We start from the raw sequence: 18,312 nt of genomic DNA on the forward strand, positions 1-18,312 counted from the left end.
ATTTACAGCTTACCCCAGCTGTAGTATATTGGCCATACGCTACACCACACTATTACCCTGATTATCAGACAAATAAAATAACACCACACAAACTTTGAGAAAGTATGTTAATGTTGATGTATTAATGTTGAGTTAATTTTTTTGATTAAACTGTATTATCTGTACAGCTTTGTAAACTAATAAACCAATTATTTCTAATCCGTTTTTATTTATTAACCACTATGAAAAGAATTTTTACTATTTCAGGGTTGATGCTATTGTTTCTTTTTTCCATAGACGCCGCGTTTGCACAAAACGTTACAGTTAAAGGAAAAGTTACTGATGCTACCACCGGCGAAAGCCTGATAGGTGTATCGGTGCAGGTAAAGGGAACAACTTCAGGCACCCAGACAGATGTTAATGGTACATTTACCATTAACGCTACCGGTACAGCAACTTTAACATTTGCTTATATAGGTTACGCCCCCCAGGCTGTATTGGTAGGCAGCCAAACCACCATCAATGTAGCCTTAAAGGCCCAGGCTAACGAGTTGGCCCAGGTAGTTGTAGTAGGTTATGGTACGCAACGCAAACTTGATGTTACCGGGTCGGTAGCAACTGTTAAGGGCGCAGAGATATCTAAACAGGCCTCAACCAATGCGCTTAGCGGCTTACAAGGTAAAGTAGCCGGCGTACAGGTTACCAACGGCGGCTCGCCGGGCGCTTCGCCATCTATTACCATTCGTGGTTTAGGTACTGTTTATGGTAATGTTAGCCCGCTATACGTTGTTGATGGCGTTTGGTACAGCGATATCAGCTTTTTAAATCCGCAGGATATAGAAAGCGTAAGCATCCTTAAAGATGCATCAAGCACAGCCATCTACGGTATCCGGGCGGCAAACGGCGTTATTTTAATTGGCACTAAAAGAGGCGTAAAAGGCAAGCCGGTTGTTAACTACAATGGATATGCCGGCTGGCAATCTGTTACCAACCAGGTAAAAATGGCCAATGCAACCGAGTATGCTACTGCCATTAATGAACTTTATACTTCTAATAACCAGTCGCCATTAATATTCAGCAACCCCTCGAGCTACGGAAAAGGGACAGATTGGTACGGACTGGTATTGCGCGATGCCTTTGTAACAAGCCACCAGGTTTCCTTAAGCGGCGGTACAGATAAATATACCTACAACTATTCGTTTGGTTATCTTGATCAGGATGGTATTGCAAAAACTAACAACTACCAGCGCTTTAACGTAAAACTCTCAAACGATTTTAAGCCCACCAAAGCATTAAAATTTGGCTACACTGCCAATGGGCTTTTAGGCAAATCAAAAGACGTTAACGGCAGCATTTTCCACCAGTTATTTGGCGCAGCGCCTACCTTGCCTGTACGTTATGCCGATGGTAATTACGGCGATCCTAATGATTACCATACCGGAGATGGCAACAACTATAACCCACAGGTTACGCTTGATTTTTTCAATCAAAAATCAAAAAATATCCGCTTTACATACAATGGTTATGGCGAGGTTAATTTTCTGAAAAACTTCAAATTCCGTACAAGTTTTGGCGGCGATATTGGCCAGGCCGAGGTAAGGGGTTATACACCTATTTACCAGGCTACATTGGCGCAAAAAAGCCTGGTATCAAACCTGGACGTAAACCATACCGAAACCCGCAACTGGATTTGGGAAAACACGTTAACCTACGATGTTAAAATAAAAGATCATAAAATAACCGCTTTATTGGGTTATAGCGCGCAAAACAACCGCGATAAACAGCTGGATGCCCACGCGCAGGGTGTACCTTATGCCAGCAGCGGCAATCAACACAACTCGTTCCCCGATACTGCAAAGGTTACTTACTATGCAACTCCGGGATCACAGGTGCACACCAGGGCCTTATCGCAATTTGCAAGAGCTAATTACTCGTTTAAAGACAAATACCTGTTAAATGCTTCAATCCGTAGGGATGGTGCTTCGCAGTTTTATGGCGACCATACCTTCGGCTACTTCCCATCGGTAGGTGCAGGATGGGTAATTACCAACGAAGGCTTTATGAAAGATCAGAAGTTATTTAGCAACCTGAAACTTCGCGGAAGCTGGGGTAAAGTGGGTAACTCGGTGGTACCTATAAACCCATCTATACAGGTTGTTTCTTCAGACCCATACCTTACTGCCATTTTTGGCAATCCGCAAACAGCATATCCTGGCGCAAGCATTAACAGCCTTGTACCGCCAACTATTGTCTGGGAAAAAGCCGTGGCTACCGACTTTGGTTTAGAGGGTGGTTTTTTAGAGAACAGATTAACATTTGAAGCCGATTACTATAACCGCGAAACCCAGGACGCTATATTTGCTATACCTATTGCAGGTTCATTGGGTACCAATAACAGCAGTTTGATAGGTAACCAGGCCAGCATCCGCAACCGTGGTACCGAGTTTTTAATAAGCTGGAAAGATCAGGCTACAAAAGATTTCTCGTATAGCATCAGCGCAAACCTTGGTATCAATAACAACAAAGTACTAAGCGTATTAAGCGGTGCCAACCCCATTTATGATGGTGGCGCAGGCATTGCCAACGGCGCCTTGGCAACCCGTACGGTAGTAGGCCAGCCCATTGGCGAGTTTTACGGGTACAAAGTGACCGGAATTTTCCAGACACCGGCCGAAGTAGCTGCATCAAAACAAACCAGTGCCCAACCAGGTGACTTTATTTACCAGGATACCAATAAAGACGGCATACTTGACAGCCGCGACCGCGTAGTATTAGGAAGCCCACTGCCTAAATACAACTATGGCATTAACACCTCATTTACCTACAAAAGTTTCGACCTGGCTTTAGATTTCCAGGGCGTGGCAGATGTAAGTGTGTACAATGCCAACATTGCATACCGTTTTGGTAACGAAAACTTCACCAAAGATTTTTATGACCATCGCTGGCATGGGGCAGGTACCTCAAATACCTATCCATCGGTAAACGTAGGTTCAACCGCCAACGCGGCACCAAACTCATTTTTTGTAGAAAGCGGCGCATATTTCAGGATGAGGAACGCACAGTTAGGCTATACTTTGCCATCTGTATTGTCAAAAAAATGGGGGCTGTCCAGAATACGGCTGTATGCCAACGCGCAAAACGCGCTCAACTTTTTTGGCTATAAAGGCTTCACGCCCGAAGTTGGCGGCAGCGTAGGCAGCATGGGTATCGACGCCAGCGTATATCCTTTATATGCAACTTATAATTTTGGTGTTAACGTTACTTTTTAATCAATATAAAGATGAAGAACAGTAAAAAAACTTTATTGCAAAAAGCCTTTATATTAGGTTTTATTGCACTTGCTATAGCATTTCAAAGCTGTAAAAAAAGCTTCCTGAATGTCGATCCTGCCCAAAATACCGCGGCAACACAATTTTTTAAAACACAGGATGATGCTACAAAGGCGGTAAGTGCCATGTATGCCAACATGCATGAATACAATAACATCGCCTTCCCATCTATTGCTATCGAGAGCATGGGCTCTGATGATGCTGAGAAAGGCAGCAGCGCTACCGATGCTACCTATATGAACACCTATCATAACTTTACCGTTACTGCCGGCGAAGGCCAGCTGCAGGGGTTTTATAAAGGGCAATATCAAACCATCAATCTTGCCAACCAGATACTGACCAATGTACCGGGTATCACCATGGACGATGCCTTAAAGACAAGATACCTTGCCGAAGCAAAATTCATCAGGGCATATTGCTATTTCAGGCTGGTAAGGGCATACGGCGACATACCATTGCGTTTAACCTTACCAAAAAACGCTACTGAGTATAACCTGCCGCGCACGCCAAAAGCACAGGTTTGGGCAGCTATTGAAACTGATTTAACAGATGCGGCTACGGCTTTACCGCAAACTTACGGCTCGGCAGATGTTGGCCGTATTACTAAAGGCGCGGCATTATCTTTACATGCCAAAGTAGCCTTGTACCTTAAAAAATGGACCGATGTGCTTACCTATACCACGCAGGTAATGGGTATGGGCTATTCTTTATACCCTGACTACGAGCAAATGTTCAGGACGACGCACAAAAACAACCAGGAGTCTATCTTCGAGATCCAGTGTAACCTTATCCCTAACAATCCCGACGCATCAAACTCGCAATATTCGCAGGTACAGGGTGTACGTGGTTCAACCGGTGGTGGTTGGGGCTTTAATGTACCAACTGCCGACCTGGCTGCCGCTTACGAAACAGGCGACCCGCGACGCGATGCAACTATCATTTTCAGGGGCGAAACAACGCCAGAAGGTGATGTGATACCTGCCGATGGCGATAACCCAAGGTACAATCAAAAATCATATGTGCCTTTTAGCCTGTATGTATCTGGTTTTAACGAGGGCTGCCAGCAAGATAAAATTGTTATACGCTATGCTGATGTATTGCTGATGAACGCCGAAGCTAATAATGAACTTGGGAATTCGGCGGCCGCTTTAGGCCCACTTGAGCAGGTACGTGCCAGGGCAAGGGGTAACAATGCAACTATACTGCCTAAGGTGACTACTACAGATCAGGCTGCTTTGCGCACCGCAATTTACAACGAACGCAGGGTTGAATTTGCTATGGAGTTTGATCGTTATTTTGATGTTATACGCCAGGGGCGTGGTGCTGCCGTATTTGGTTCGCGTGGGTGGAAGGCCGGCAAAAACGAGGTGTGGCCAATACCGCAAAACGAGATCGATATAAGCGGTGGTGCTTTAACACAAAATCCAGGTTATTAATTTATCAATCAGCAACGATGAAAACATTTAAAAATACACTTAAAGCTGCGCTGCTAATGGGCGTAGCTGTAAGCTTAACCATAACAGCCTGCCATAAAGGCTTTGATCCAAAATCATACGCGCCATCTAAACCGCTGCCTTCATACGGTGGTTACAGCAGCAGTAAAGATATTGAACCTGCCAGCCTGGTTGCCTATTTCCCGTTCACCAGCGGCCTGGCCGATAGTGTATCGGGAGCCACCGGGGTAGCAACAGGCACAAGCTTTGCTACCGGCTTAAACGGTAAAGGCCTGCAGGGCGCCAATAAATCATACGTACTGTATGATACACCTGCCGGCATTAAAGCGCTAACCAGTTTTACTACCAGTATTTGGGTAAAAATGCCTCAAAATACTTCGGCGGTAGGTTTAATGGATATCCAGAACAACCAAACAGGCGGCGCGGGTTTCTGGGGCAGCCTGGCCATATTTTTTGACAATGGCGGTTCTGCATCATCGGGCGTACTTAAAGTACATGCGTTTAATAAGGCCGGCATGTCAACCGGGGTAGATGGCTGGGAAGGCGGCTATGCCGTTGCCAATCCATGGAACACGTGGATAAACGTTACAGTTACTTTTGATGAAACAGTATCAACCATTTACGTTTATTATAACGGAACGCAGGTAGGCAAAAACGCAGCTGCCGGTTTTGCGCCTATGGATTGGAGCAAAGCCAGTAAAATGGTTTTTGGTACGCTACAGTTTCAAACCACTCCTTCGCTTACGGCCAATACCGGCGCGCAGGATTGGGCTGGTTATGTTACAGGAACCATGGATAACATCAGGTTTTACAGCAAAGCACTTACCGCCACGCAGGTACTGGCTTTGTACAACCTTGAAAAAGCTAAAAGATAATAATACGGTTTGATTGATTTGGGGTTGCCTTGCCGTTTAAGGCGGGCAACCTTTTTAAAAAAGGCGGGAATGAGGAATATCAAAGATTATTGTTTGGGGCTGGGGTTTGTAATGCTGCTTTTTTCATGCGGTAAAAGTTCAAATAATACATCTACGCCCGTTACACCCGCTCCTTCATCGTTTATGTTTAGTGGGCTAAAGGTTAATGGCAAAAACAGCGGCTTTAGTTATAGCAATATCAATAGTAAACCGGCTATCGCTATTACATTTTCGACACCGCTCAGCCGTACCTCAACAGCGGCAAGCATTAGCCTAAGCAGTAAGGCAGGGGTAGCGGCAGCTTTTAATACAGCCTACCAAAACAACGATAGCACTATTGTAATTACTCCAACCGGCCTATCGCCCATTACCCAGTACACACTTGCCGTTACTACAGGCCTAAAATCGGCAAAAAACGACAGCCTGCAGTCTCCCTTGTCAGTACAACTGATCACTGCTATTGATAGTAGCAGAAAATTCAGCACCATATCTGACGATCAACTGCTTGACCTGGTTGAGCAACAAACCCTGAAATATTTTTATGATTTTGGCCACCCAACCAGTGGGCTGGCGCGTGAACGCAATACATCCGGCGACGTGGTGACCACAGGCGGCTCGGGTTTTGGTATTATGGCCATTATAGCCGGCGTTAGCCGCGGCTTTATAAGCCATGCCGATGGATTGGCCCGGATGCAAAAAATCGTGAGCTTTTTAAATACCAAAGCCCAAAAGTTTCACGGTGCTTTCCCCCATTGGATGAATGGCGCTACCGGCGCTGTTGTACCCTTCAGCGCACAGGATAACGGGGCCGACCTGGTAGAAACATCATACCTGATGCAGGGCCTCATTACCGCCCGTCAATATTTTAACGCATCCAACACCAACGAAACTCAACTGCGCGCAGATATCAATACCTTATGGAATGGTGTAGAATGGGACTGGTTCAGGCAGGGCGATCAAAACGTATTGTACTGGCACTGGAGCCCCGATTTGGGCTGGGCCATCAACATGAAAATTACCGGCTGGGATGAGGCGTTAATAGTTTACGTTTTAGGCGCATCTTCAACAACTCACCCTATCCCCAAAAGTGTTTATGACCAGGGATGGGCAAAAAACGGCGCTATTAAAAATGGCAATACCTTTTACGGCGTTAACCTGCCACTTGGGCCCGACAGAGGCGGTCCGTTGTTTTTTTCGCAATACTCGTTCATGGGCATCAACCCTAAAGGCTTAAGCGATGCCTATGCCAATTACCAAACGCAGAACGAAGCGCATGCCACCATCAATTACAAATATTGCGTGGCAAACCCGTTGGGCAACAATGGCTACAGCGCCGATTGCTGGGGACTGACAGCAAGCGACATTGAAAACGGATATACAGCAAGTTCGCCTACAAATGATGTTGGTGTTATAGCGCCTACCGCGGCCATTGCATCGCTGCCTTATACGCCAAACCAATCTATGGCGGCGCTAAGGTTTTTTTACTATACCCTGGGCGATAAATTATGGGGCCAGTATGGCTTTTACGATGCCTTTAATTTAACTAACCCATGGTTTGCCAGCTCGTACCTGGCTATTGACCAGGGACCTATTGTGGTAATGACCGAAAATTACCGCACCGGCCTGCTGTGGAATTTGTTTATGAGTGCGCCCGAAGTAAAAGCGGGCATGAAAAACTTAGGGTTCAGCAGCCCTAACCTTTAACCCTGATTAATACCATTTTACATGAATAAATTTATATTAACCCCTTTATTGTTACTGCTTACCCTATGCTCTTTGGCCCAAAAACCGGCAAAAAAAACCAGCGAAGATGGCATTAAACCGGTAGGCATTATCAAAAACCTAAGCGATAGCGCATTGCTTGATGTAGTGCAACGCCAAACATTCCGTTACTTTTGGGATTTTGGCCACCCTGCAAGCGGCCTCGCCCGCGAGCGCAGCAACAAATCATTTGATTACGGCGATGAAGTGGTAACCACTGGCGGCTCGGGTTTTGGTGTTATGGCGCTTATTGTGGCCGATAGCCGCAAATGGATAAGCCATGAGCAAGCTGTTGACCGGATGGTGAAGATTGTGAACTTCCTGTTTAAGGCCAACTCTTTCCACGGCGCATTCCCACATTGGATGAACGGCGAAACCGGCAAGGTGATCCCTTTCGGCCGTAAAGATGACGGCGGCGACATTGTGGAATCGGCTTACCTTTTCCAGGGGTTAATTTGCGCCAAACAATACTTTACTGCCAATACCCCAAAAGAGCAGCGCATACGCGATGTGATTAGCTGGATGTGGGGCGAAATGGAATGGAACTGGTATACCCGCGAGGGCCGTGATGCCCTTTACTGGCACTGGAGCCCCAATAATGGCTGGGCTATGAACTTTGCCATCCACGGCTTTAATGAGTGCCTTATAACGTACGTATTGGCCGCATCGGCACAACGCTACCCTGTAGGTGCAAATGTATACACCCAGGGCTGGGCGCAAAGTGATTTTTTTAAAAACGGGAAAACTTTTTACGGCTATAAGTTGCCTTTGGGTTTTGATTATGGTGGCCCGCTTTTCTTTTCGCAATACTCCTTTATGGGCTTAAATCCCAAGGGCTTAAAAGATCAGTATGCCGACTATTGGGAGCAAAATAAAAACCATACACTGATAAATTACGCCTATTGTGTAGATAACCCCAAAAAGTTCAAAGGCTACGGGCCCGATTGCTGGGGCCTTACCGCCAGCGATAATTTTGAAGGCTATAACGCCCACTCGCCAACAAACGATTTGGGGGTGATAACACCTACAGCTGCGTTATCGGCATTCCCGTATACGCCGGAACAATCCATGAAGGCCCTGCGCCATTTTTATTATGACCTGGGCGATAAGATCTGGGGCGAATACGGCTTTACAGATGCCTTCAGCGAACAGCATAACTGGTACGGCAAATCATACCTGGCCATTGACCAGGGCCCTATTGTGGTGATGATAGAAAACTATCGTACCGGTTTGCTCTGGAAATTATTTATGAGTAATCCCGATGTACAGCATGGCTTAACAAAGCTTGGCTTTGAAAGCCCGGCAATAAAACACGATTAAAGGAGTTTACAGGATTTTTTCTTGTGTCTCGTCCTGAAAAAAGTTCACACTTTTCCTCTTCAGTCCTATGAGTTGTTTATAGGAGCAAACGATATAAAGAAACAGGGGCCGCAAAATTTCTTTTGCAGCCCCGTTTCTTTCGTTTAATCTTAAAAACCTGGATAGGCTATTCTACCAACCTCTCCGGATTTCTTGATGTATATAAAACGATAAACAGTCGCTTTTGTTTTCATTATGTTATAAATAATTAAAAAATTTAACTGGCAGAAGATGTACTACATGACATTTTATCAAATTAAACATCCGTTTTAGCCTGTTAATCAGGTCAGTTGCTATGGGCACAATGCTTTATGAGCGGTGATGAGTAGTAATGAAAATTGTTGGATATGTACTGCCGAAGACTACCGCGATATGCTTTTCGAAAAGTTAAACCTCAAGCTCACCGGTGGGAGCTGGCTAAGTATACCGTAAAAACAACCTGGTTAATTTTTAAAACATCAATCAGGCTTAATCCTTAATATTACATTAGGCTTAAACCGGCGAGAAAATTGCGTTGAAATTTTCCCGGATAAACCGCCCGCATTGCCGTTCAATTGCGTTAATTGATAAGTTTTGTGCTTTATATCGGGATAGTATGGATGGTTAAAATTGGAGAATTTACACAGTTTATGGTTAACCGACCTAACATAAGTAATAGCCCTTTTAGCATTTACAGTGGCTTACTTATAATTTTTCTATTTCCTCTGTCGAAAGCCCGGTGAATTTTTCGATCTGGGCAACAGCCATACCATCCTTTTTCATTTCGCGGGCAATAGCAACAGCTTCTTCTTTTCTACCCTCATTCCTGCCTTTTCTTTCGCCTTTTTTCTCGGCCCTGTCTAATAAAAGTTCTTCGATACCCATGGTGGTACTCCTTTCCGTTAAAATTTCTACCTGTTGCTCAAATTTAGTGTTTATATCCTGATTTTCAAAGCGTATGTAATACCTTAAAAAATTCATCAGTACCCTTATCTTTTCTTTTGCTATCTGTTTGGCCAGCAATAACTTTGTCAGGTTAAGCTTTAAGTTCAGCAGCAGTTCATCACGCTCCCGGCTGCTTTTCAAATCTTTGCCTGCAAGTGCCGCCTTTGCCGTAAGTACCACCAAAGCAAAAGGGTTATCGCTGGCTTGCAGTGCCTCATCGCTTTGGCTGGCTATTTTATAGGTGTTAAACGTATAACGTAAGCTGGTACCCATAAAGTCTATGGCAAAATGGTTTGGTCTTTCTTTTGTATTGGCTTCGGTAAATATGGCGTAGGCTACTATTGGTTTTTGATATTTATCCAGTATCCTATAAAAATACGTGTACATGCGGCTGGCAAAATCCTTTTGATATTGGCCCTGTACTTCCACGTGCACCAAAATCCATTCTTCTTTGCCCGCTTTGGTAAATATCTTAACCAGTTTATCGATCACCTTTGGCGAATACTCGTCGTTTTCGGGTGGAAAAACCTGTTCCAACTCTTTATCAAGGAATTCGAAGCCTTTATCAAAGTCAAAAATCTTCGCGGCATCGGGATTAAGAAAACACAGGAAATCATCAAAAACATCTTCCAGTATCCCTTTCCAAAGGATGTCGTCTTTTCTTCTCATTAAGCAATAATAAAAATAAAAAGCTCGTCAATTAAAAGCTAAATAAAGAAAAACGCGGTTTTCTGTTAATCTAAATGCTGAAACAGAGCGTACCTCACCCCAAAAAAAATGTGCAGATGTTTTATCAACATCTGCACATTTTTAACCGGCCTTTCATCTCTCAAACATCTGCATATTTGAAATCTGATATCTGCACATCTTTTATAATTTGATCTCTTCGTCTTTTGAGGAGAAGAAGTGAAACTCGGTGATCTGGTAAGCAGGATTACTTTTAACCTTAATCCATTGTCCGTATTTCAGGAACCATTTCATTTGGCGGGTATAAATACCCTGTTTAATATAAGCTTCAATATATGGGTGAACGCATAGGGTAATACCCTTTTCGTTTTGCTCATCCAATATGTAATTGAAGTTATTTTCAATGTCGTCCATCAGCAAAATGGTTGGCCTAATGGTACCTGTACCATTACATGTAGGGCACACTTCGCTGGTTACAATATTCATTTCGGGCCGTACGCGCTGGCGGGTAATTTGCACCAGGCCAAATTTACTCGGTGGTAAAATGGTGTGCTTTGCCCTGTCAAGCAGCATTTCGGCACGCAGGTGGTCAAACAGTTCTTTACGGTTTTGCGGCTTGTGCATATCTATAAAATCGATAACAACAATACCGCCCATATCGCGCAAACGTAACTGGCGGGCAATTTCTTTAGCCGCCTCTTTGTTTACCTGGTAGGCGTTCTCTTCCTGGTTTTCTTTACTGGCTGTGCGGTTACCGCTGTTTACGTCAATAACGTGCAACGCTTCGGTATGCTCAATTACCAAATAAGCTCCACCGGCAAGGTTTACGGTTTTACCAAAGGCCCCTTTAATCTGTTTATCAACGCCAAAATGTTCAAATATAGGCTCCTTATGCTTATGCATACGCACTATACTTTCCATATCCGGCGAAATCTCGTGGATGTATGACCGGATTTCTTCGAACATACTGTTATCATTTACGTAGATGTGCTGAAAATCGGGGTTCAATATATCCCTCAGGATAGTTGATGTACGTCCAATTTCGCCTAAAACCTTTTTAGATGGTTCGATAGACGGCAACCTGGTAATAAATGCTTCCCACTTTGATATCAGATCAAGCAAGTCTTTCTGTAATTCCTCAACGCCTTTGCTTTCAGATACCGTACGGATGATTACGCCAAAATGTTTTGGCTTAATACTTTCAACAACCTTGCGCAAGCGGTTACGCTCTGTATTACTTTTTATTTTTTTGGAGATAGAGATGGCTTCCGAAAACGGAACCAGTACTACATATCGCCCTGCAATAGAAAGATCAGAACTTAAGCGCGGCCCTTTGGTTGATATAGGTTCTTTGGCTATTTGAACCGGAATGAGCTGGCCCTTAGTCAATATATCAGAGATTTTGCCTCCTTTATTGATATCGGCTTCCAGCTTAAAGCCGTCCAACAGCTTTGACTGATATCCCCCGCTACGTACTTGCTTGGTTAGCTTAAGCAGGCTTTGCACCTGCGGCCCCAAATCAAGATAATGCAAAAAGGCATCCTTCTCGTAGCCTACATCCACAAAAGCAGCATTTAAGCTGGGCATTATCTTTTTGATACGCCCAAGGTAAATGTCACCAACAGTATAATTATTGCTGGTTTGCTCTTTATGAAGCTCTACAAGTTGTTTGTCCTGTAATAATGCAATAGTAGCCCCATTGGGGGATGAATCGATAATTAATTCTTTTATCAACTGCTACTCCATTTCTTAAAACGGTAAACACCGTATGTAAATAAGAGGGTAAAAAACACTCATAATAAAAAGTACCCACCTTTAGTAAAGGCGGGTAAAATCTGCTTTGGTTATCGCAGCTTATTTCTTTTTATGTCTGTTTTTTCTCAAACGTTTTTTGCGTTTGTGGGTAGCCATTTTGTGTCTTTTACGTTTTTTACCGCTGGGCATAATAATAATTTTTAAATGTTGATTACTTCTTTAATTCGTTTATATCGTCATCAATACGCTGCACAAATGCTTGATCTGGCACCATGTTTTTGCACTTTTGGTAAGCCTCAATGGCTTCCTTTTTCATGCCCAGCTGCTTGTAGCTTTCGGCCAGGTAAAACTCCGGCTCAAGCTCTGCTTTTTGGGCAAGTAATGTTTTAAACCTTGCAACTGCTTTTTCAAACTGGCCCGATTTCATGGCAAACATTCCTAAATTAAGGTTTGCGCTCCAGTTGTTCGGGTCTTTTTTTACTACTTCAAGCAGCAAGGCAATACCTTGCATAGGGGCACCAGCGCCATTTACGTACGCTACGCCTAATCCTGTTTTGCCTGCAAGGCTTTCAGGTTGTAACTTTAAGGCATTTTGAAATGCCTCGGCAGCGTTGCTTACAAAAGCCGGCTGCAATAAAGTATCCTGGGTGAGTTTGTATGCATCGTTAAAACGACCACCTGCATTTAACCAATCCTCGGCTTTGTTTCCTTTGCGGGCCAGGGCCTGGTAGTAAAACGCCGCGGGTGCGGGTTGGTTATCATCGTCCCACTGTTTGGCCAGCTGCTGTTGCAACTTTTCGGCATCAGCGCCCGATGCTGTTTTCAATTGCCCTTCAAGGTCAGTTATCTTTGCTGCCAATGCCGCCCCAATTGCTGCTTTGGCCGGCTCAGACACCATATCAACCGTTACTGTTGTGGCAGCCTTGCGGCTGTTAAGTACCGTTGTTTTATCGTTTTTGGCCTCTTTAGGTTTTATTAAACCTTTAACAGGTAAATAGTACAAATAGCCCATTACAGCAACTATTGCTACACTAACGGCTATTTGTTTCTTATACATATCTTAAAATTATTTGCTGGTTTTGTTACCTGTTTTTACTTTTTCAACAAAAGTTTTTGCTGGTTTAAAGCTTGGCACAAAATGCTCTGGAATAATGATGGCAGTATTTTTTGAAATGTTACGTGCTGTCTTTTTTGCTCTTTTCTTTACTACAAAACTACCGAATCCTCTAACGTAAACATTTTCGCCACCCACCATTGAGCTTTTAACAACTTTAAAAAACGCCTCAACAGTTTCCTGCACGTCTACTTTCTCGATACCTGTCTTAGATGAGATTTCAGTTATAATTTCTGCCTTAGTCATGTCTAATTTTTCTTATTTAATTATATAAATACTTAACTGTTTTGGGGTTGCAAAAGTATCGCTTTAATATTTAAGTGCGAAATATTTAACAGTTTTTTTTTACCCAGTACCTAAAACGTTCATTTTCGTTACAAAGTATAGACAATAGGGCTTATTTACTCCCTTTGGGAATGGCGGAGTGCCGGAGGTATATAAGTTAATCAGCCGGCAAAGGCCGGCTGATTAACAAAACAGGTTTCACGTAACCTAAAACAACAATATGTATAAATTTAAGCCTGTTGCCGGCCCGGGTAAGCCATCACATCTCGGGACCAGGGCGTGCCTCTACACGGGCCGCCGACAGGCGCATTAATTCTCTTTCTTACAATGCTATCACAACTTTTCCAACTGCCCTGCCGCTTTCCAGCAAGGTATGCGCCTCGCCCACCTGCTCCAGCTGGAAAACTTTGGATACATGTGATTTGATGATGCCCTTTTCTAACAAGTCTGCAATGGTTTTCATGTCATCGCCGCTTGGGTAAACCAGTACATTGTGGCCATGCACACCTAAGTCTTTCGCTTTTTGAAGCAACTCGTCGTTAAAAGCGTGCAAAATACAAATTACCGCACCACCTTTATTGACGACATGGAGCGACTGTTCTGTATTTGCGCCACCAATGGGGTCAAATATAAAATCAATATCAGTCACCACATCTTCAACCTTTTGCGCTTTATAATCAATGTGCTCATCTGCACCTAATGATAAAACAAAATCTTTATTGGCTGCCGATGAAGTGCCAATAACATAGGCACCTAAATGTTTGGCCATTTGTACCACATAATGGCCAACGCCTCCCGATGCTGCATGAACCAGCACCCTATCGCCTTTTTTGATATTTACTTTGGTGGTTAACACCTGCCAGGCGGTAAGCGCGGCAAGGGTTGCGGCGGCGGCGTCGTTATGACTGATGTTTGCGGGTTTTTTAGCCAGTTCGGACGGTTTGGCAACAACATACTCTGCATAGGCTTTACCTAACGCGGGGAAGTTGATCATCGAAAACACCTCGTCGCCAGGTTTAAAACCGGTAACATCGCTGCCAATCCCGGTTATTACGCCCGATATATCCCAGCCTAAAATTACGGGCAACTCCATTTTGGTGCGGCCGGCAGCACCTTTGCCCTGGCGGGTTTTAAAATCAACCGGGTTTATGCTGATGGATTTTAGCTTTATTAATACTTCATCGGCCCCGATGGTTGGCACGGGTATATTAACGGCTTCAAAATTTTCTATACCGCCAAATTCTTTTAAAATTATTGCTTTCATTTTTTCATTTTTTTGAGTAAGACAAATATCTACCAATAAAAATAATTAAATTGGTATATATTTACTATAATTTGGTATTTTTGCTTTATGGTAAAGGAAAATCTGTACGAACCGTTTTCAATTGCTTATCTAACATTAGATAAATGCCCAAAGTTTGAACATCAGCATAGCTTTTTTGAATTAATTTATGTGATATCCGGCACCGGCAGGCAATGCATCAACAAAAACCATTTTGATTACCGGGCCGGGCATATGTTTTTGATAACGCCCGAGGACTGCCATTCGCTGCATATTGACAGTACTACCGAGTTTTTCTTTTTGCGCTTTAACGATATCTACCTCAAAAATGGCAGCCTGCTACATGAAAACATCCAGCGATTGGAGTACATATTGCACAACGCCAATCACCAGCCGGGTTGCATTCTTAAAAACCTGCCCGATAAACGCCTGGTTGGACCAATGATAGAGGCCATTATCCGTGAGTATCAGAATAAGGACATTTACAATAAGGAGCTTATTCAGCAACTGGTAAATACGCTGATCATCGTGGTGGCCCGAAACATTGCCCGCTACCTGCCGGAGCAGTTAAACATGGGCACCGAAGAAAAGGCGATGGATATTTTACAATACGTGCAAAGTAATATCTATTACCCAGAGAAACTAAAAGCTGATGTAATCAGCAATACCTTCAGTATCTCCGAAGCGTATATGGGCCGCTACTTTAAAAAGCACGCCAGCGAAACTTTGCAGCAATACATTATCAATTATAAAACCAAACTGATTGAGCACCGCCTGCAGTTTAGCGATAAGCGCCTGAATGAAATTGCCAGCGAATTTGGCTTTACCGATGAAAGCCACTTTAACAAGTTTTTCAGAAAGCAAAAAGGCAACAGTCCTAAAGAATACCGCAAAATGATACAATTGCCGCATGCATCGTAACCAGGTGTAACACTTTGGATTGGCCGGCGTCTTACTGCTGAATTCTGATTATATTAGCTGATATGACCCTCAAAACCCGGTGCCTGCTTGTCCTGCTTTTTTTATCATCAATTTCGTTTGCACAATCCTCCGGAGCCGCGAAACCTGATTTCACCCTGATTATACTAACCGAAACCGGGCAGGCAGCAGAAGGTGCTACTGTAAAACTGATAAAAGACGATAAGCCCGTAAAATCGGCCATTGCAGATGCCCGCGGAGCGGCCAGGTTTGATATTATCCCAGCAGGCTCTTACCTGTTTTCGGCCACTTATACCGGCTACAAACCACAACTCAGTCGTGCCTATAAATTCCCCGGGCATAATTATGCCGATACCATTAAGCTGCAGCCCTTAAACACGGCCCTTCAGGAGGTGAATATTGTGGCCCATGCTCCCCTGGTACAACAAAAAGATGGCAAAACCATATTAAATGTTGATGCCTCGGTTACCAATACGGGCTCTACCGTTTTAGAGGTGCTGGAGAAATCGCCGGGCGTTAGTGTTGACAGGAACGGCGGCATTTCCCTTCAGGGCAAGGCAGGCGTTATGGTGATGATAGACGACAAACAAACCTATTTATCGGGTGCCGATTTAAATAATTTATTGAGTAGCATGAGCTCGAGCCAGGTTTCGCAGATAGAGCTGATTACCAACCCTACAGCTAAATATGATGCCAGCGGCAATGCCGGTATCATCAACATTAAAACCAAAAAGAATAAGCAAAAGGGATTTAACGGCACGTTTACATCGTCGGTTGGGCAAGGTGTTTATCCTAAAAATAATAATAGCCTGGTAGTTAATTTCCGTACCGGCAAAATCAACACTTTTTTTAGTTACAGCATGAACCTGGTGCAATACCTAACCAATATTTATGCCCTAAGAAAGTATTACGATGCCGGCAACAACATAACAGCCAAGCTCGATCAGCCCTCCTATTTTTCGGGCACATCGTTCAACAACACCGTCAAAACCGGGTTAGATTACGCTGTTACCGACAAAACCACCATCGGTGTAGTATTAGGCGGCACGCTGGTTAACCGCAACGGTAATAACCGTTCGGTAGCAACCTGGTTAAATACCAGCGACGTGGTCGACTCGGCCATATCAACCACCAACCACAACAAAAACCGGTTTAAAAACGGCTCGGTCAACTTAAACTTACGGCATACACTCTCCGCGTCGCAAACACTTGGGGCCGATGTTGATTACCTGCATTACAATATCCAAAGCGAACAAAACTTTAACAACTCGTTGCTTGCACCGGGCGGTTACCAGGAACTGTCAAGAAGCAATATTCCCACAACTATCAGCATCTTATCCGGCAAGGTTGATTATAGCATCAAAACAGACCAGTATGGCACTTTTCAATCGGGCTATAAATCATCTTACAGCAGCACCGATAACGCCGCTTTATATGAAAACCTGAATAGCGGGCTATGGGCCGAAGACTACAGTAAAAGCAACCAGTTTTTATACAAGGAAAACATCAACGCGGTGTATGGCACTTTCGAGAAAAAGTATGCTAAAATAACCGCGCAGGCCGGCTTGCGGTACGAGTACACCAGTTATAAAGCTCATCAGTTAGGCAATATACTGCAACCGGACTCGGCTTTTAAAAGAAATTATGGCGGCTTTTTCCCCAGTGGTTTTATCAGCTACCAGGCCGACTCCTCGCATAGTTTTACATTAACCGCCGGCCGCCGCATTGACCGCCCAATTTTTCAAAACCTGAACCCTTTTTATTTTATCATCAATAAATACACCTACCAAACCGGCAACCCCTACCTGCTGCCCCAATACAGCTGGAATTTTGAGCTAAGCCACCAGTACAAAAACCTGCTTACCACTACGCTGCTATACAGCAATATAAAAAATTATTTTTCGCAGCTGTTTTTAAACGATGCCGCCAAGGGAATCCTGTTGTATTCGCAGGGGAACGTAGGCAGCACCCATAATTATGGCCTGTCATCAACGCTATCGGTATCGCCGGTTAACTGGTGGAGCCTTACCTTTCAGGCATTATACAATCATAAGCAACTGAAAGGCTTTAATGGAAATACCTATACCAGCCAGGCAGATCAATTGAACATAAATACCAACAACCAGTTTACTATTGCAAAAATTTATACCGCCGAGTTGTCCGGATTTTACACCACCAGGGCCCGTAACGATATACAGGAGCAATTATACCCAACCGGGCAACTATCTTTAGGTATATCAAGGCCAATATTAAAAAAGCGGGCAACTTTAAAATTCAGCGCCCGCGATATTTTTTATACCAATGCCATGGAAGGGCTTACGCAATTCCCCAATGCCACCGAGTATTTTAAACTGACGCGTGATACCCGCGTATTCACACTGGCGTTTACCTATCGCTTTGGCAAATCATACAAAGTGGCCAACCGGTCAGATGGTAGTGCCGGGGATGAGAAAGACCGGGTTGGGAATGGCTGATAACCGGAGCTAAAAGCAGAAGGCATAAAGCTGAAGGCTAATCGGCAATCGGAAAA

The 18,312-nt window shown here is 44.0% G+C and carries 12 protein-coding genes; 7 read left to right on the top strand and 5 right to left on the bottom strand.

Going from position 1 to position 18,312, the window contains the following annotated elements:
• The first annotated feature begins 221 nt into the window (after nt 1-221).
• From FSB76_RS11530 to FSB76_RS11550, 5 genes are all read left to right on the top strand, one after another.
• Nucleotides 222-3,248, top strand: coding sequence for a SusC/RagA family TonB-linked outer membrane protein (locus tag FSB76_RS11530; RefSeq protein WP_147053721.1), 3,027 nt, complete (start codon nt 222-224; stop codon nt 3,246-3,248).
• A gap of 11 nt (nt 3,249-3,259) precedes the next feature.
• On the top strand, nt 3,260-4,744 hold the full coding sequence (locus tag FSB76_RS11535; protein ID WP_147053722.1) for a RagB/SusD family nutrient uptake outer membrane protein: 1,485 nt from the start codon (nt 3,260-3,262) through the stop codon (nt 4,742-4,744).
• A 17-nt stretch (nt 4,745-4,761) separates the two neighbouring features.
• A complete protein-coding gene (locus FSB76_RS11540) occupies nt 4,762-5,637 on the top strand; it encodes a LamG-like jellyroll fold domain-containing protein (RefSeq protein WP_147053723.1) in 876 nt (291 codons plus the stop codon).
• A gap of 69 nt (nt 5,638-5,706) precedes the next feature.
• The gene (locus FSB76_RS11545; RefSeq protein WP_147053724.1) at nt 5,707-7,380 is read left to right on the top strand and encodes a glucoamylase family protein; all 1,674 of its coding nucleotides are present in this window, start codon (nt 5,707-5,709) and stop codon (nt 7,378-7,380) included.
• A 21-nt stretch (nt 7,381-7,401) separates the two neighbouring features.
• Nucleotides 7,402-8,757, top strand: a complete 1,356-nt coding sequence (locus FSB76_RS11550) for a glucoamylase family protein (RefSeq protein WP_147053725.1) — start codon at nt 7,402-7,404, stop codon at nt 8,755-8,757.
• A gap of 723 nt (nt 8,758-9,480) precedes the next feature.
• Here the strand turns inward: FSB76_RS11550 and FSB76_RS11555 are convergent.
• The 5 genes from FSB76_RS11555 to FSB76_RS11575 all read right to left on the bottom strand — a co-directional run bounded on the left by FSB76_RS11555 (nt 9,481) and on the right by FSB76_RS11575 (nt 14,825).
• A complete protein-coding gene (locus FSB76_RS11555) occupies nt 9,481-10,389 on the bottom strand; it encodes an RpnC/YadD family protein (protein ID WP_147053726.1) in 909 nt (302 codons plus the stop codon).
• 201 nt (nt 10,390-10,590) lie between these two features.
• A complete protein-coding gene (locus tag FSB76_RS11560; protein WP_147053727.1) occupies nt 10,591-12,141 on the bottom strand; it encodes an Rne/Rng family ribonuclease in 1,551 nt (516 codons plus the stop codon).
• Nucleotides 12,142-12,373: 232 nt separating this feature from the next.
• Complete coding sequence (locus FSB76_RS11565; RefSeq protein ID WP_147053728.1) at nt 12,374-13,219, bottom strand: tetratricopeptide repeat protein; 846 nt, start codon at nt 13,217-13,219, stop codon at nt 12,374-12,376.
• A gap of 9 nt (nt 13,220-13,228) precedes the next feature.
• The gene (locus tag FSB76_RS11570) at nt 13,229-13,522 is read right to left on the bottom strand and encodes an HU family DNA-binding protein (protein ID WP_076378439.1); all 294 of its coding nucleotides are present in this window, start codon (nt 13,520-13,522) and stop codon (nt 13,229-13,231) included.
• A 361-nt stretch (nt 13,523-13,883) separates the two neighbouring features.
• The gene (locus tag FSB76_RS11575; RefSeq protein WP_147053729.1) at nt 13,884-14,825 is read right to left on the bottom strand and encodes an NADP-dependent oxidoreductase; all 942 of its coding nucleotides are present in this window, start codon (nt 14,823-14,825) and stop codon (nt 13,884-13,886) included.
• Between the two features lie 87 nt (nt 14,826-14,912).
• Here FSB76_RS11575 and FSB76_RS11580 point away from each other — a divergent pair, with 87 nt between their 5' ends.
• Nucleotides 14,913-15,764: a helix-turn-helix domain-containing protein gene (locus FSB76_RS11580; RefSeq protein ID WP_147053730.1), complete on the top strand. Its 852-nt coding sequence runs from the start codon at nt 14,913-14,915 to the stop codon at nt 15,762-15,764.
• A 62-nt stretch (nt 15,765-15,826) separates the two neighbouring features.
• Nucleotides 15,827-18,256 carry a TonB-dependent receptor domain-containing protein gene (locus FSB76_RS11585; protein WP_147053731.1) on the top strand — a complete coding sequence of 810 codons (2,430 nt, stop codon included), beginning with the start codon at nt 15,827-15,829 and terminating at the stop codon, nt 18,254-18,256.
• Nucleotides 18,257-18,312: the final 56 nt, after the last annotated feature.

This window comes from Mucilaginibacter ginsenosidivorax (assembly GCF_007971525.1).
Lineage (GTDB): Bacteria > Bacteroidota > Bacteroidia > Sphingobacteriales > Sphingobacteriaceae > Mucilaginibacter > Mucilaginibacter ginsenosidivorax.

Bases quoted from the DNA above. Each gene is read 5' to 3' on its own strand.
- FSB76_RS11545 (WP_147053724.1), top strand. From the start codon at position 5,707: ATGAGGAATATCAAAGATTATTGTTTGGGGCTGGGGTTTGTAATGCTG.
- FSB76_RS11565 (WP_147053728.1), bottom strand. From the start codon at position 13,219: ATGTATAAGAAACAAATAGCCGTTAGTGTAGCAATAGTTGCTGTAATG.
- FSB76_RS11540 (WP_147053723.1), top strand. From the start codon at position 4,762: ATGAAAACATTTAAAAATACACTTAAAGCTGCGCTGCTAATGGGCGTA.
- FSB76_RS11570 (WP_076378439.1), bottom strand. From the start codon at position 13,522: ATGACTAAGGCAGAAATTATAACTGAAATCTCATCTAAGACAGGTATC.
- FSB76_RS11550 (WP_147053725.1), top strand. From the start codon at position 7,402: ATGAATAAATTTATATTAACCCCTTTATTGTTACTGCTTACCCTATGC.
- FSB76_RS11530 (WP_147053721.1), top strand. From the start codon at position 222: ATGAAAAGAATTTTTACTATTTCAGGGTTGATGCTATTGTTTCTTTTT.
- FSB76_RS11575 (WP_147053729.1), bottom strand. From the start codon at position 14,825: ATGAAAGCAATAATTTTAAAAGAATTTGGCGGTATAGAAAATTTTGAA.
- FSB76_RS11555 (WP_147053726.1), bottom strand. From the start codon at position 10,389: ATGAGAAGAAAAGACGACATCCTTTGGAAAGGGATACTGGAAGATGTT.
- FSB76_RS11535 (WP_147053722.1), top strand. From the start codon at position 3,260: ATGAAGAACAGTAAAAAAACTTTATTGCAAAAAGCCTTTATATTAGGT.
- FSB76_RS11580 (WP_147053730.1), top strand. From the start codon at position 14,913: ATGGTAAAGGAAAATCTGTACGAACCGTTTTCAATTGCTTATCTAACA.
- FSB76_RS11585 (WP_147053731.1), top strand. From the start codon at position 15,827: ATGACCCTCAAAACCCGGTGCCTGCTTGTCCTGCTTTTTTTATCATCA.